Genomic DNA, 14,322 nt, shown 5'->3' with positions numbered 1-14,322 from the left:
CGATGGCGGAACCGATAGACATCCAGCAAGACCAGCAGCGCTTCGTCGGCCAGCTGGGCGACGGCAAGCTGCAAGGCCCGGCGCGCATCGAGCAGGCCGGCGCGCCGCTGGCGCGCTTCCACTACCAGGACGGCCAGCTGCACGGCCCGGCCACCCTGCTGCACCCCAGCGGCCAGCCCTCGGCCCAGCTGCATTACCAATGCGGCCAGCTGCACGGCGCCGCGCAGTATTGGTCGCCGGAGGGCGCGCTGCAACGCCAGGCTCATTACCGCCACGGCCTGCCGCACGGCGAAACCCGCACCCTGTTTCCCAACGGCCAGGCGGCGGAGCTGGCGGTCTACCGCAACGGCCTCAAGCACGGCCTGCAACAGCGCTACCACCCCAACGGCGCGTTGGCGGAACGGCAGAACTTCATCGAGGGCAAACCGCTGGGGCCGCCGGAACGCTTCGCCGACGACGGCCGGCCGCTGAACGCCGACGGCAAACCGATGGCGCGCTGGCGCTGGTGGTGGCAAAAAATGATGGGGTGAGCGCTACACCTGCCGCCCCAGCCACACCACCCGCCCCAACACCGAGAAATCCGCCGGCGGCGCGGCCAGGTCCACCTCAAACGGCGGATAAGCCTCATTGGCGCTGGACAAACCCAGCTTGCCGCCCGGCAGCCTCTGCGCCCGGCGCACCACCACTTCGCCGTCCAGCTCCAGCGCGTACAAGCCGCTGCCCGGCTGGGTTTCCGCCCGGTTGATCAGGGCCAGGTCGCCATCGTTCAACACGCCGTCCATCGCATCGCCCGCCACCGCCACCGCCGCAAGCTGGCCGGCCGGCAACTTGAGCCGGGATTCCAGCCAGCCCAGCGCCAGCGGCAGAGCCGCGCCGTCGCCGTAACACGGCACCTCCACATGCGCGCCTTGCGGCGCATACGGCGCCAAGGGTTCGCCGGTGCGCGGCCCCGTCGCCCCCGGCAAGGCTTCCCCTTCGCCAAACAGCAGCCAATCCAGCCGCGCGCCGGTCAGCCGCGAAAACTTGGCTACCAGCACGGCGGACGGTTTGCGCGTGCCGCCTTCGTAGTTCTGCAGTGACACCAGCGATATGCCCAGTTTCTGCGCAGTGACGTCGCGCGCTTCTTTCAGCACCGTGTCGCGGATAAACCTCAATCGTTTGCCAAGAGATTCCAATATCCACCCCCTCAGAATCGGTTCAAAGTCTGCTGCGCTTCATGGCGCCTTGTACCGCGCCGCCATTCCGCTGCCTCAGCCGCAACACCTTGTACCGCTTGAGCCCCCCAGCGCCCTGAACAGGCTCTCAGCTTCAACAAGGAACGAAGCGGATAGACGGAAAAACCACATTCACGGCCACTGCAATGAGTTGATTTTATTGAATATGTTTATATTTTAAAATTGCGAACCACGCTCGCATTTGCAATTAACCGCGATCGTGGTCAGATAGCGTCACGCCAATGACTCAACAGGCTAACGCCGCCAAGGCCAGCCAAACCAGTCAGCGGATAAGCCCCGCGGCCACCCGCCAGGCCGCCCTTGGGTCAAGGCGGAACCGGAGTTCCGACGCGATTCGTGCATTCTAAGCCGCTCATCTCGAAATCGCGAATCCAGCCGGTCCGGCTTCCGCCCAGCGGACCACGCCCCGCGCCAGCCCATAACGGACTTCCAGGAGCCTCCATGCCGATACGCAACCTCCTCGCCCGATTCGCCAAACCGCCGCCGGCCAAACCGCCCGCCCGCCTGATCAAGACCGTCCAGCAGTTGCACGCGCAGCGCAGCGACAACCCCGCCCTCGCCGCCATCGACCTTGAACTGGCCTATCTGTCCCGCTGCTGCGAACACTACGACGACATCGCCGACGAACTGCGCCAATGCTGCGAGGCGCTGAGCGCGCTGCTGCTGATGCTGCGCCACACGGAAAACGCGCAACTGCGCGGCAAGGCGCTGTGGGCCTTGCTGGAGCCTTTGCAACAACGTTTGCAGCTGGCAGCGGCCAAGCTGGAGGCGGTAACGTCCTGAACGCCCATCGGCCCGCATTGCCTGATGCTTGGGCTGCGCTGGCGCCATGGGAGATACACGCGGCGGGCGCCCCTCATCCCTCCAATATCCGCCGCGCGCAGGCCTCGTCGGTAACCAGGCCGGACAGCCATTCGCCGCGCAGCGCCGCCAGGATGGCGGCCGCCTTGTCCTCGCCACCGGCGAAGGCGATCACCGGTTTGGCCGGCCGCGGCCTCAAGGCCAGGCTGGTTACCCGCTCCTGCACCGTTTCGCCCACCAGCCGGCCGGCGCTGTCCATCGGCCGGCCCAGCAGCTCCGCCACCGCTTCACGCGCCATCAGCCCGGCAATCTCCTGCGGATCCAGGAAGCCGTCCTCCTGCAAGGGGCAGCCCGGCGCAATGGCGCCGATGCCGATGAAGGCCACGTCGGCCTCCGCGCCCAGCGCCTCCACCGCGCGGTACAGCCGGTGGTTGCACCATTGCGCGCGGTCGTCGGCGCTGTCGGCGTACAAAGGCGCCGGCAGCAGGTAGTAGCGGCTCTGGGTTTTCTGCGCCGCCGGCAAGGCCACGTCGTAGCGGTTGGAACAGCCGTCGTGGGCGATGGTGCCGATCAGCGACACCAGCCGGTGCTGCGGGCTGTGAATGTCGCCCAGTTCGTCGATCACGGCCTTGAGCGTGCGGCCGGACCCCAGGGCCACCACCAGCGGGCGCGGCTGCTGCAAATAGCTCTCGAACACGCGCGCGCCGGCCACCGCCAGCTTCTTGCGCAATTCGGCCGGGGCGTCGCCGTCGGCCGGCACCACCTCGCACAGCTGCAGACCAAAACGCTGGCGCAAGGCTTCCGCCAATGCCAGGCAGGCCGCCACCGGATGCGCCACCGTCACCTTGACCAGGCCCTGGTCCACCGCCGCCGCCACCAGCCGCTGCGCCACCTGGCGCGACACTTGCAACTGCTCGGCGATCTCGTTCTGGGTCTTGCCCGCCACGTAATACAGCCAGGCGGCCCGCGCCGCCTGGTCCAGCTTTTCCTGCTGTTTGGACAAAACACCCTCCTCGCTTGATGTGGCCCCGCCCGCGTCCGCAACGCGGAGACACGCATTCTAAACGATTGGCGCATCGCGCTTCATTTGCCGCGAAAGCGAAGAAATAGCCTTTTAAAATCATGCTGCTATGCAGCACTTCTTTTTCGTTCTCCGCGCTTGACAGCCTCCTGCATTTTATCGAATATTTGCCCACAAAAAGAGCAAATGCTCAAAAATTATCTGGAGGAGAAATCATGAAGTTGAAACACAAGGTGGCCATCGTCACCGGCGCGGCCAGCGGCATCGGGCTGGCGGTGGCGCGCCGCTACCTGGCCGAAGGCGCTCGCTGCTTACTGGTGGACCTGCGGCTGAGCCCTGAGCTGCAAGCCCTTGCCGACGGGCCGGATGCGGACAACACGGCCTTGCTGGCCGCCGACATTAGCAAGCGCGACGATATCGGACACATCGTCCGCGCCGCGATCGAGCGCTTCGGCCGCGTCGACATCCTCTACAACAACGCGGCGCTGTTTGATCTGGCCCCGCTGCTGGAAGCCAGTTGGGACAGCTATCAGCGGCTGTTCGCGGTCAATGTCCAGGGCATGTTCTTTCTGATGCAGGCGGCGGCGCGGCAAATGGTGGCCCAGGGCGAGGGCGGCAAGATCATCAATCTGTCGTCCCAGGCCGGCCGCCGCGGCGAGGCGCTAGTGGCCCATTACTGCGCCACCAAGGCGGCTGTGATCAGCTACACCCAGTCAGCCGCCTTGGCGCTGGCTCCGCACGGCATCAACGTCAACGCCATCGCGCCCGGCGTGGTGGACACGCCGATGTGGGAGCAGGTGGACGCGCAGTTCGCCCGTTACGAGGGCCTCGCCCCCGGCGAGAAAAAACGACGCGTGGGCGCGGCGGTGCCGCTGGGCCGCATGGGCAGGCCGGAGGATTTATGCGGCGCGGCGGTGTTTCTCGCCTCCGCCGACGCGGACTACATCACCGCCCAGACGCTGAACGTGGACGGCGGCAACTGGATGAGCTGAGCCGCCGCGCCCGCGCCAGCAAACCACCCTGTCCCACGCTGCAAGACCCGACCCAAAACCGTTGACACAGCCCAAGCCGGGCCGCCGCATCACACACGGCAAGCCGGCCGCACCAGCTTTGTCCGCAACGCTTCAAGCAAGGAGAAACGCCATGACCAGACCCTACCGCTTCCCGCTGGCCGCCGCTCTGCTGCTGGCCGGCTCCGCCCACGCCGCCACCCTCACCATCGCCACGCTGAACAACCCGGACATGATCACGCTGAAAAAGCTGTCCCCGGCCTTCGAGGCCCAAAACCCCGGCATCAAGCTCAACTGGGTGGTGCTGGAAGAAAACATGCTGCGCCAACGCGTCACCACCGATATCGCCACCAAGAGCGGCAAATTCGATCTGATGACGATAGGCACGTACGAAGCGCCGATCTGGGCCAAAAAAGGCTGGTTGCAGCCTATGGATCAACTGGCGCCCGGCTATGAGCTGGCCGATGTGGTCAAGACCGCACGCGACGCGCTGTCCTACAAGGGCCAGCTATACGCGCTGCCCTTCTACGTGGAAAGCTCGATGACTTATTACCGCAAGGACTTGTTCGCCAAGCTGGGGCTGAACATGCCGGAGCGGCCCACTTACCAGCAGATCGCCGGTTTCGCCAAAACGCTGAAGGAAAAAGGCGGGGTGTACGGCATCTGCCTGCGCGGCAAGGCCGGCTGGGGCGAGAACATGGCCTATCTGTCCACCTTAGTGCACACCAACGGCGGCCGTTGGTTCGACGAGCAATGGCGCCCGACGATAGACAGCCCGGAGTGGAAGCAGTCGCTGAACTTCTACGTGGACCTGATGCGCCGCTACGGCCCGCCCGGCGCCAGCACCAACGGTTTCAACGAGAACCTGACCCTGTTCGCCAGCGGCAAATGCGGTATCTGGATAGACGCCACCGTGGCCGCAGGGCTGTTGTTCAATCCCAAGGAGTCTCAGGTGGCGGATAAAGTGGGCTTCGCCCAGGCGCCGACGGGGGTGACGCCCAAGGGCTCCAGCTGGCTGTGGTCCTGGGCACTGGCGGTGCCCCAATCCTCGCGTCAGCAAGCGGCGGCCAAACAGTTTGCCCAATGGGCCACCTCCAAGGACTACATCCGGCTGGTGGCCAAGGATCAGGGCTGGACTTCGGTGCCGCCCCGCACCCGCCTGTCCACTTACCAACAGCCGGAATATCTGAAGGCCGCGCCCTTCGCCAAATTCGTGCTGGCAGCGATCCAGCAGGCCAATCCCAACGACCCGGCGCTGAAAAAAGTGCCCTACACCGGCATCCAGTATGTCGGCATCCCGGAGTTCCAGTCCTTCGGCACCGTGGTGGGCCAGGCCGTTTCCGGCGCGCTAGCCGGTCAAAGCAGCGTGGACGCCGCGCTGAAAGCCGGCCAGGCAGCGGCGGACCGGGCGGTGCGGCAGGGCGGCTATCAAAAGCCGTAAGCATAAGAACCCAAGAGCCTGTTCCCAGCGCTTTGCCGCCCCCATCCACCCACGACCGCCGCTACGGCGGTCCGGAGGAAACCCCATGCCCTCTCCCGCTCATACTTTGCGCGCCGCCGCCGGCGCGGCTCCGCCCGCCAGGACACGCCGCGGCGGCGCGCAGCGCTGGCTGCTGGCGCCGGCGGTGCTCAGCCTGTTGCTGTGGTCGCTGGTGCCGCTGGCGATGACCTTGTATTTCTCGGTCAACCGCTACAGCCTGCTGAGCCCGGACGAATCCGGCTTCGCCGGCCTGGACAATTACCGCTTTCTGTGGAGCGACCCGGCCTTTTTTCCCTCCATCGCCAACACCTTGCTGCTGACCGGCGCGGTGCTGCTGATCTCCGTCGTCGGCGGCGTGCTAATGGCGGTGCTGTTCGACCAGCCCTGTTTCGGCCGCGGCCCGGCCCGGCTGCTGGCCATTGCGCCCTTCTTCGTAATGCCCACCGTGGGCGCGCTGATCTGGAAAAATATGCTGCTGCACCCGGTCTACGGCCTGTTCGCCGCCGCCGCGCAAGCGCTGGGCCTGCCGCCGGTGGACTGGCTGGGCCAATACCCGATGTTCTCGCTCATCCTGATCGTCAGCTGGCAATGGCTGCCCTTCGCCTTCTTGATCCTGCTCACCGCCATCCAGTCACTGGACCCGGAACAGAAAGAGGCGGCCCAGATCGACGGCGCCGGCCCGCTGGCCATGTTTTTCCACATCATCCTGCCTCACCTGAGGCGGCCCATCGGCGTGGTGGTGATGATTGAAACCATCTTTCTGCTGTCAGTGTTCGCGGAGATCTACGCCACCACCGGCGGCGGCCCCGGCACCGCCACCACCACGCTGTCCTTTTTGATCTACGCGGTGGGCCTGCAGCAGTTCGATGTCGGCCTGGCTTCCACCGGCGGCGTGCTGGCGGTGGTGCTGGCCAATATCGTGGCGGTGTTCCTGATCCGCATGTTGGCGCAAAACTTCAAGGAGGAGAGGCAAGCATGAATGGTAAACCGACCCTGTCCTGGCGCTACGCCGCCACCTCCGCCTCGGCCTGGCTGATCGCGCTGCTGCTGTTCTTCCCCATCTTGTGGATGCTGCTGACCGCCTTCAAGACCGAGGCCCAGGCCTACCAACTCAGCCTGTGGTTTCAGCCCACGCTGGACAGCTTTCGCGAGGTATTCGCCCGCAGCGACTACCTGGCCTTTGCCGGCCATTCCATCGCCGTGTCCTTTGGCGCCACCGCGCTCAGCCTGCTGCTGGCGGTGCCGGCAGCGTACCGCCTGGCTTTCCATCCCGGCGCGCGCGCGCAGCCGCTATTGCTATGGATGCTGTCCACCAAGATGCTGCCTTCGGTGGGCGTGCTGCTGCCGGTCTATCTGCTGTTGAAACAGGGCGGCCTGCTGGATACCGTGACCGGACTGGCGCTGGTCTACGCGCTGGCCAATCTGCCGATCGCGGTATGGATGGCCTACACCTATTTCTGCGAAGTCCCGCGCGAAATACTGGAGGCCGCGCGCATAGACGGCGCGGGCCTGTGGCAGGAGATCGTCCACCTGCTGCTGCCGATGGCGCTGCCCGGCCTGGCCTCCACCAGCTTGCTGCTGTTGATTCTGAGCTGGAACGAGGCTTTCTGGAGCATCAATCTGTCCAGCGCGCACGCCGCGCCGCTGACGGTGTTCATCGCCTCCTACTCCAGCCCGGAGGGCCTGTTCTGGGCCAAGCTGTCCGCCGCCTCCCTGCTGGCGGTGGCGCCTATCCTGGCGCTGGGCTGGCTGACGCAAAAGCAGTTGGTGCGCGGCCTGACATTCGGTGCGGTCAAATGAGCGGCGCCGTCGCCCATCTGGTCTGCGACTGCGATGGGGTGCTGCTGGACAGCGAGGCCGCCGCCCAGCGGGCACTGCAAATACAACTGGCGGCGCGCTTGCCGCCCGGGGTGGACGCGGCCGCCGTGATCCAGCCGCGGCTGGGCATGACGCTGGAGGCGCTGTTGGCCGACATCGCCGGCCAGCACCCCTTGCCGCTGACGCCGGACGAGATCGCGCGCATCCGCCGCGCGGTGGACGCCGAGGTGGCGTCGCGGCTGCGGGCCGTCCCCGGCGTGGCCGCCGCCTTGCGGGCCATTCCCTTGCCCAAGGCGGTGGCCAGCAACAGCGCCGGGGCGCGGGTGCGCGCGGCCCTGCGCCGCACCGGACTGTGGCCCTTGTTCCAGGGCCGCGTGCATTGCGCCGACGAGGTGGGCGCGGCCAAGCCGGCGCCGGATGTCTACCTGGCGGCCTGCCGCTCGCTGCGCGCCGCGCCGGATCACTGCCTGGCGCTGGAGGACAGCGTTACCGGCGTCACCGCCGCCCGCGCCGCCGGCCTGCGCGTGCTGGGCTTCGCGGGCGCCGGCCACATCGCCGCCGGCCACGCGGAGCGGCTGCTGGCAGCCGGTGCCGGCCAGGTCTTCGACGATATGCGGCGGCTGCCGGAGCTGGTGCGCCGGCTGCAAGCCCGTCCGTTCTGAAATACGAGTAAGGAGAAAACGCATGGCAAGCGTCCAATTGCGCAATGTGGGCAAACGCTACGGCGACGGTCCGGAAGTGATGTCCGATATTCAACTGCACATCGACGACGGCGAGTTTGTCGTCTTCGTCGGCCCGTCCGGCTGCGGCAAGTCCACGCTGTTGCGCATGATCGCCGGCCTGGAGGAGATCAGCGCCGGCGAGCTGGAGATAGGCGGCGAACGCATGAACGAGGTGCCCGCGGCCAAGCGCGGCATCGCCATGGTGTTCCAGTCCTACGCGCTCTACCCGCATATGAGCTTGTACGACAATATGGCCTTCGGCCTCAAGCTGGCCGGCAAGAGCCGCGCCGAGATCGACGCAGCGGTGCGCCGCGCCGCCTCCATCCTGCACATTGACCACCTGCTGGAACGCAAGCCCAAGGCTCTGTCCGGCGGACAGCGCCAACGGGTGGCCATAGGCCGCGCCATCACCCGCCAACCCAAGGTGTTCTTGTTCGACGAGCCCCTGTCCAATCTGGACGCGGCGCTACGGGTCAAAATGCGGCTGGAGTTCGCCCGCCTTCACCAGCAGCTGAAAACCACCATGATCTACGTGACCCACGACCAAGTCGAAGCGATGACGCTGGCGGACAAGATCGTGGTGCTGTCGGCCGGCCGCGTAGAACAAGTGGGCGCGCCGCGCGCGCTGTACCACCATCCGGCCAACCGCTTCGTCGCCGGCTTCATCGGCTCGCCCCGGATGAATTTTCTGCCGGCCCGCGTGCAGAGCATCCTGCCGGAAGGCGTGGCCGTGCGCCTGGACGGCGGTGGCGAACTGCTGGCGGCGGTGGAAGCGCAAAACCTGACGCTCGGCGACGTCGTCACCGTCGGCATCCGCCCAGAACACCTGCAGCCGGCCTCCGCCGCGCCAGCGGCGCTACGCGCACGCGTGGCCGCGGTGGAAAGTCTGGGCGACTGCGCCTATCTGTACGCCGAGACGCCGGACTCCGACGAGCCGCTGATCAGCAGAATCTCTGACGCGCAGAACTTCGCCGCCGGCGACGAAACGGGCTTCAACGCCCTGCCGCGGCACTGCCACCTGTTCCGCGAAAACGGCCAGGCCCTGCCACGCCAAACCGCCTCGCCGCAGCCCTAAGCCACCACGGAGCCAAACGATGACTCTCACCTCACCCCCGCCGCGCTGGCTGCACATCGGCGCCGGCGCCTTCCACCGAGCCCACCAAGCCGCCTATCTGGACCAACTGGCCGGCGCCGGCGCCGAGCCCTGGCGGCTGGCCGTCGGCAATATCCGCGCCGACCAGAACCCGCTACTGGAGCAGTTGGCGGCGCAACAAGGCCAGTACACGCTGGAAACGGTCAGTCCGGCCGGCGAGCGCCTCTACCGGCGCATCCGCGCCATTGACGCGGTGCTGCCCTGGAACCGCCGGCTGAGCGCGCTGATAGACGAAGGCGCGCACCCGGCCACCCGGGTGATCTCCTTCACCGTCACCGAAGCCGGCTACTACCTGAACCAGGAGCAGGCGCTGGACACCGCCAATCCGGAGCTGGCGGACGATTTGCACGGCGGGCTCAATACCTTGTACGGCGCGGTTGCCGCGATTTTGCGCGCGCGCGCGGCGCGCGGCGGCGGCGCGCTCACCTTGCTCAATTGCGACAATCTGCGCCACAACGGCGAACGCTTCCGCCAGGGCCTGGAACAGTTTCTGACCCTGCGCCAGGAACACGAGCTGCTAGCGTGGACGCGCCGCCACAGCAGTTGCCCCAACGCCATGGTGGACCGCATCACCCCGCGACCGCCGCCGGAACTGGCGGAACGGGTGGCCGTCGCCACCGGCTGGCGCGACCCTTGCGCGATCACCGCCGAATCCTTCACCCAGTGGGTGATAGAGGATCGCTTCGCCGCCGGCCGCCCGGCGCTGGAGCGCGTCGGCGCGCAGCTGGTGGCCGACGTCCAACCCTATGAGGAAGCCAAGATCCGCATCCTCAACGCCAGCCACAGCGGCATCGCCTGGGCCGGCAGCCTGCTTGGCCTGGACTTCATCCATCAGGGGGCGGCGGACCCGGACATCCGGCGGCTGGCTTACGACTACGTCAGCCAGGATGTAATCCCCTGCCTTAGCCCCAGCCCGCTGGATCTGGCCGGCTACCGCGACAGCGTACTGGAGCGCTTCGGCAATCCGGCGCTGTGCGACAGCAATCAGCGCGTGGCGGCGGACGGCTACGCCAAGCTGCCCGGCTTCATTGCGCCCACGCTGCGGGAATCCATCGCCGCCGGCCGCAGGCCGGACGCCTGCGCCATGCTGCCGGCGCTGTTCCTACGCTTTTTGCAACGCTGGCGCGCCGGCCGGCTGGCTTACGCCTACCAGGACGGCAGCATGGACATCGCCGCCTGCCATCGCATGTTGGCGGCCGCCGACCCGGTGGCCGCCTTCTGCGCGGACCCAGGGCTATGGGGCCCCTTGGCCGGCGCCCCGGCGTTGGCCGCGCCCTTGCGCGCAGCGCTGGCGCGGGTGGACAGCTGGCTGGAAAGCCGCGGACGGGGATAGACTGCGCGAGAGCGCCGCCACCCGGCCGTCCGCTACTCCATCCAAGGACAAAACCATGTATCTAGGCATTGATCTGGGCACGTCGGAAATCAAGGCCGTGCTGCTGGACGGCGACAACCGCCCGCTCGCCAGCGCCGGCGCGGCGCTGGACGTCTCGCGGCCGCGGCCGGGCTGGGCCGAACAAGACCCGGAAGATTGGTGGCGCGCCGCCTGCGCGGCGGTCGCCAAGCTGCGCGAACAGGCGCCGGCCGCGCTGGCCGCCACCCGCGCCGTGGGCCTGTCCGGCCAGATGCACGGCGCGGTGCTGCTAGACAACCGGGACCGGGTTCTGCGGCCGGCTATCTTGTGGAACGACCTGCGCAGCGTGGCCGAGTGCGCCGAGCTGACCGCCGCCGCGCCGAGGCTCCACGCCGTCGCCGGCAACCTGGCCATGCCGGGTTTCACCGCGCCCAAGTTGCGCTGGCTGGCGCGGCATGAACCGGACGCCTTCCGCGCCGTCGCCACCGTGCTACTGCCCAAGGACTATCTGCGCCTGCGCCTGTGCGGCGACAAGATCACCGACACCTCGGACGCCTCCGGCACCTTGTGGCTGGACGTGGGCCGCCGCGACTGGTCCGACGAGTTGCTGGAGGCCGGCGGACTTTCGCGTCGTCAGATGCCGCGGCTGGTGGAAGGACTGGCTTCGGCCGGGAGGCTGAGCCAGGCAGCCGCGACCGCCTGGGGCATCGCTCAGCCGCCTCTGATCGCCGGCGGCGCCGGGGATGGCGCGGCCAGCGCCGTCGGCATCGGCGCGATCGCCCCGGGCGACGGCTTCCTGTCTCTGGGCACCTCTGGGGTGATCTTCGTCGTCGACGATCGTTTCCGCCCCAACCCGGCGCAGGCGCTGCACGCCTTCTGCCACGCGCTGCCCCTTCGCTGGAGCCTGATGAGCGTGATGCTGTCCGCCGCCAGCTGCCTGCGCTGGTTCTGCCGCCTGGCCAGCGTGGACGAGGCCACTCTGCTGACGGAAATAGAGCGGCTGAGCCCGGCGGAGCAAGCCGCCGCGCCGGTATTCCTGCCCTATTTGTCCGGCGAGCGCACACCGCACAACGACCCCTTCGCCCCCGGCGCCTTTTGGGGCCTGAGCCAGGCACACTGCCGCGCCGCGCTGGGCTACGCGGTGCTGGAGGGCGTCGCCTTCGGCATGGCGGACGGGCTGGACGCGCTGCGCGCCGCCGGCGCCGCTCCGCGAGCCTTGTCCCTGGTGGGCGGCGGCGCGCGCAGCCCGTTCTGGGCGCAATTGCTGGCCGACGCGCTGAACACCGAGATTCTCACCCATCAGGGCGGCGAAGCCTGTGCTGCGCTGGGCGCGGCTCGCCTGGGCTGGCTGGCGGACGGCGGCGACCTCGGCGCCGTCTGCGTCAAACCGTCGCCGCGAGCGCTCCACGCCCCGGACCCCGCCCGGCTTCAGGCCTTGCAAGCTCGTCTGCGTCACTTTCGCGCGCTCTACCAGGCGCGCCCCCCCTCACTTGCGGAGACCCCCATATGATTCTGTGCTGCGGCGAAGCCCTGTACGATTTTTTCCTGGAACCCGGCGCGGCGGAATGGCCGCAACTGAACTACCGCGCCGTGCCCGGCGGTTCGCCGTTCAATGTGGCTCGGGGCCTGGCGCGGCTGGGCCGGCACTCGGCCCTGCTGACGCCCTTGTCAAACGATTATCTGGGCGCACAGCTGCGGCGGCTGTTGGAACAGGAGGGAGTGGACAGCCGCTATCTGCTGCCGCGCGATCTGCCCACCACGCTGGCGATGGTGGGCGTGGACGAAGGCGGCCAGCCGCAGTACGGCTTTTATGGCGAGCGCGCGCCGGAGGCCAGCCTACGTCCTGAAGAACTGCCGACGCTGGAAGACGAAATCGCCGCCGTGCACTTCGGCTCCTACGCCTTGGTGAGCCGCCCCGGCAGCGAGGCGTTGCAAGCGCTGGCGGCACGCGAAAGCGGCCGGCGTCTGATCTCGCTGGACCCCAATCTGCGGCTGAACGTGGAGCCGGAACGAGCGCGCTGGCGGCAATGCCTGGACATCCATCGCCGCCACGCCCATCTGATCAAGGTGAGCGTCGAGGATCTGACCCTGCTGTATCCGGGGCAGGAGGTCGAAGCCTGCGCCCGCCGCTGGCTCGCCCCGCCATGCCAGTTGCTGCTGCTCACCCGCGGCGAACAAGGCGTTCGCGTCTTCAGCCGCCGTCACGGCGAATGGGAACATCCAGCCGCCGCCGTTCAGGTTGTGGACACCGTGGGCGCCGGCGATAGCTTCCAGGCCGCGCTGCTGTGCCGGCTGGCCGAGCTGGACCGGCTGAGCCCGGACGGGCTGGCGGCGCTGAGCCGGGCGGAAACCGAGGATCTGGTCCGCTTCGCAACGCGCGCAGCAGCCCTGACCTGCGCGCGGCGAGGGCCGGACCTGCCGCGACGGGAACAACTGACGGACTAAGAACCTGTTTACGATCTCGAGAGCAAGGGCGAGACAAGGCGAAAACGGCTGAAAAAGCAAAGTGCACACACGGGGCATGAGCATTTCGAGGACGTTTTCAACGCCGTACCGCCAACGCTCAGCAGATTTTGAGCAGGCTCTGAGGCGCCGCCTACTCGCAGCCGCCCTCTTTCCGCAACCAATCGAACATACGCGCCATCGCCTCGCTGCGCAGAGCGTCCCGCGGCCGGGACAACCACCATTGCGCGCCCGGCTGGCGCGGGTAGCCGGCCAGTTCGCGCAGCCGGCCTTCTGCCAGCGCTTCTTCCAAGGCCATCGACGGCAGGCAGGCGATGCCGTGGCCGCGCAAGGCCGCGTCCAGCGCCAACTGCGGCGCGTCGTAGGCGGCGGCGATGCCGAAGCGCGGCAGCATGGACTGCATCGCGGCGGCGGCCGCCTCCGGCATGCTGGCTTTTTCCAGGCAGATCAAGCGCGTCAGTTGCGGATGACGCTCGGCCGGCAGCGCCGCCAGCCGTTCCGCCAAGGCCGGCGCGGCGACAAAACGCCAGTCCTCGCGCAGCCAGGCCGCGTCTTCCCAGCCGGCCATCGCCAGCGGCTGCCGGCCGATGACGATGTCGACGTCGATCTCATCGGCCTGACCCGGTTCTTCATCCGTGGACAGCAGCGGCACGATGTCGGGGTGGGCTGCGCGCAGGCGGTCCAGGCGCCCCTGCAGCCAGCCGTGCAGCAAAAAAGCCGGCCCCACCAGCACCACCAGGCCCGGATCGGTGTACACCGCGATGCGGTCCAGCCCGCGCCGCAGCGTGTCCAGCGCGCGTCGCACGCTCTGCTGCAGCATTTCGCCGGCAAAGGTGAGTTCGATGCCGCGGCCCACGCGCTGGAACAAGGGCTGACCGACAAAGGCTTCCAACTGTTGAATCTGGTGACTGACCGCGGACTGCGACAGGTGCAGCGCCTCGGCGGCGCGGGAGACGCTGCCCAGGCGCGCGGCGGCTTCGAAACCGGTCAGCAGCCGCAGCGACGGCAGGCGGCCAAGCTCGCCGGTTGCCTGGTCTTCCCACTCGCCCGCCTTAGGCCCGCCGCTGTTACTGCCTCTATCCATCCGGATATGTCCTCTTGGTTTCCGGCCTGGGCCGGCGTGGCGGCGATATTGCCTTCTACGCCGCCCGATTAGAACATGTTTACGATCCCGCGAGCTGAGAACCTGCTCAACATCCCACAAGCAAGAAGAAGGCGCAGCGGCTGAGAAAGCGGAATGTACAGGCGGTGCATGAGCATTGTGAGCT

Annotated in this window: 14 protein-coding genes; 11 read left to right on the top strand and 3 right to left on the bottom strand. The window is 67.7% G+C overall.

Features of this window, described 5'->3' with window-relative positions; all coding sequences use genetic code 11:
* The first annotated feature begins 2 nt into the window (after positions 1-2).
* The gene (locus tag BR71_RS05115; RefSeq protein WP_043633482.1) at positions 3-530 is read left to right on the top strand and encodes a toxin-antitoxin system YwqK family antitoxin; all 528 of its coding nucleotides are present in this window, start codon (positions 3-5) and stop codon (positions 528-530) included.
* A 3-nt stretch (positions 531-533) separates the two neighbouring features.
* Here the strand turns inward: BR71_RS05115 and BR71_RS05110 are convergent, their stop codons facing one another.
* The gene (locus BR71_RS05110; RefSeq protein WP_043633480.1) at positions 534-1,154 is read right to left on the bottom strand and encodes a S24 family peptidase; all 621 of its coding nucleotides are present in this window, start codon (positions 1,152-1,154) and stop codon (positions 534-536) included.
* 522 nt (positions 1,155-1,676) lie between these two features.
* On the opposite strand from BR71_RS05110, the gene BR71_RS05105 reads away from it, so the two are divergent.
* Positions 1,677-2,018: a hypothetical protein gene (locus BR71_RS05105; protein WP_043590140.1), complete on the top strand. Its 342-nt coding sequence runs from the start codon at positions 1,677-1,679 to the stop codon at positions 2,016-2,018.
* Positions 2,019-2,091: 73 nt separating this feature from the next.
* Here the strand turns inward: BR71_RS05105 and BR71_RS05100 are convergent, their stop codons facing one another.
* A complete protein-coding gene (locus BR71_RS05100) occupies positions 2,092-3,039 on the bottom strand; it encodes a sugar-binding transcriptional regulator (protein ID WP_043590141.1) in 948 nt (315 codons plus the stop codon).
* A 233-nt stretch (positions 3,040-3,272) separates the two neighbouring features.
* Here BR71_RS05100 and BR71_RS05095 point away from each other — a divergent pair, with 233 nt between their 5' ends.
* The 9 genes from BR71_RS05095 to BR71_RS05055 all read left to right on the top strand — a co-directional run bounded on the left by BR71_RS05095 (position 3,273) and on the right by BR71_RS05055 (position 13,036).
* Entirely contained in the window at positions 3,273-4,049 is a 777-nt protein-coding gene (locus BR71_RS05095) for an L-iditol 2-dehydrogenase (protein ID WP_043633477.1), read from the top strand.
* A gap of 151 nt (positions 4,050-4,200) precedes the next feature.
* Positions 4,201-5,508: an ABC transporter substrate-binding protein gene (locus tag BR71_RS05090; RefSeq protein WP_043633473.1), complete on the top strand. Its 1,308-nt coding sequence runs from the start codon at positions 4,201-4,203 to the stop codon at positions 5,506-5,508.
* Between the two features lie 85 nt (positions 5,509-5,593).
* Positions 5,594-6,526, top strand: a complete 933-nt coding sequence (locus BR71_RS05085) for a carbohydrate ABC transporter permease (protein ID WP_052370344.1) — start codon at positions 5,594-5,596, stop codon at positions 6,524-6,526.
* Positions 6,523-7,347, top strand: coding sequence for a carbohydrate ABC transporter permease (locus BR71_RS05080; protein ID WP_052370343.1), 825 nt, complete (start codon positions 6,523-6,525; stop codon positions 7,345-7,347). The genes BR71_RS05085 and BR71_RS05080 overlap by 4 nt, the downstream gene beginning before the upstream one ends.
* Positions 7,344-8,027, top strand: coding sequence for an HAD family hydrolase (locus tag BR71_RS05075; protein ID WP_043590147.1), 684 nt, complete (start codon positions 7,344-7,346; stop codon positions 8,025-8,027). Before BR71_RS05080 ends, BR71_RS05075 begins: the two co-directional genes overlap by 4 nt.
* A gap of 22 nt (positions 8,028-8,049) precedes the next feature.
* Positions 8,050-9,162: an ABC transporter ATP-binding protein gene (locus BR71_RS05070; RefSeq protein ID WP_043633470.1), complete on the top strand. Its 1,113-nt coding sequence runs from the start codon at positions 8,050-8,052 to the stop codon at positions 9,160-9,162.
* 19 nt (positions 9,163-9,181) lie between these two features.
* Complete coding sequence (dalD, locus tag BR71_RS05065) at positions 9,182-10,573, top strand: D-arabinitol 4-dehydrogenase (protein WP_043633466.1); 1,392 nt, start codon at positions 9,182-9,184, stop codon at positions 10,571-10,573.
* 55 nt (positions 10,574-10,628) lie between these two features.
* The gene (gene xylB / locus BR71_RS05060) at positions 10,629-12,101 is read left to right on the top strand and encodes a xylulokinase (protein WP_043633462.1); all 1,473 of its coding nucleotides are present in this window, start codon (positions 10,629-10,631) and stop codon (positions 12,099-12,101) included.
* Complete coding sequence (locus BR71_RS05055) at positions 12,098-13,036, top strand: carbohydrate kinase family protein (RefSeq protein ID WP_043633459.1); 939 nt, start codon at positions 12,098-12,100, stop codon at positions 13,034-13,036. The genes xylB and BR71_RS05055 overlap by 4 nt, the downstream gene beginning before the upstream one ends.
* Positions 13,037-13,187: 151 nt before the next feature.
* Here the strand turns inward: BR71_RS05055 and BR71_RS05050 are convergent, their stop codons facing one another.
* A complete protein-coding gene (locus BR71_RS05050; protein WP_081555262.1) occupies positions 13,188-14,138 on the bottom strand; it encodes a LysR family transcriptional regulator in 951 nt (316 codons plus the stop codon).
* Between the last annotated feature and the right edge of the window lie 184 nt (positions 14,139-14,322).

The sequence above is a fragment of the Chromobacterium haemolyticum DSM 19808 genome (genome assembly GCF_000711885.1).
Lineage (GTDB): Bacteria > Pseudomonadota > Gammaproteobacteria > Burkholderiales > Chromobacteriaceae > Chromobacterium > Chromobacterium haemolyticum.
This window is presented reverse-complemented; position numbering and strand designations above follow the sequence as displayed.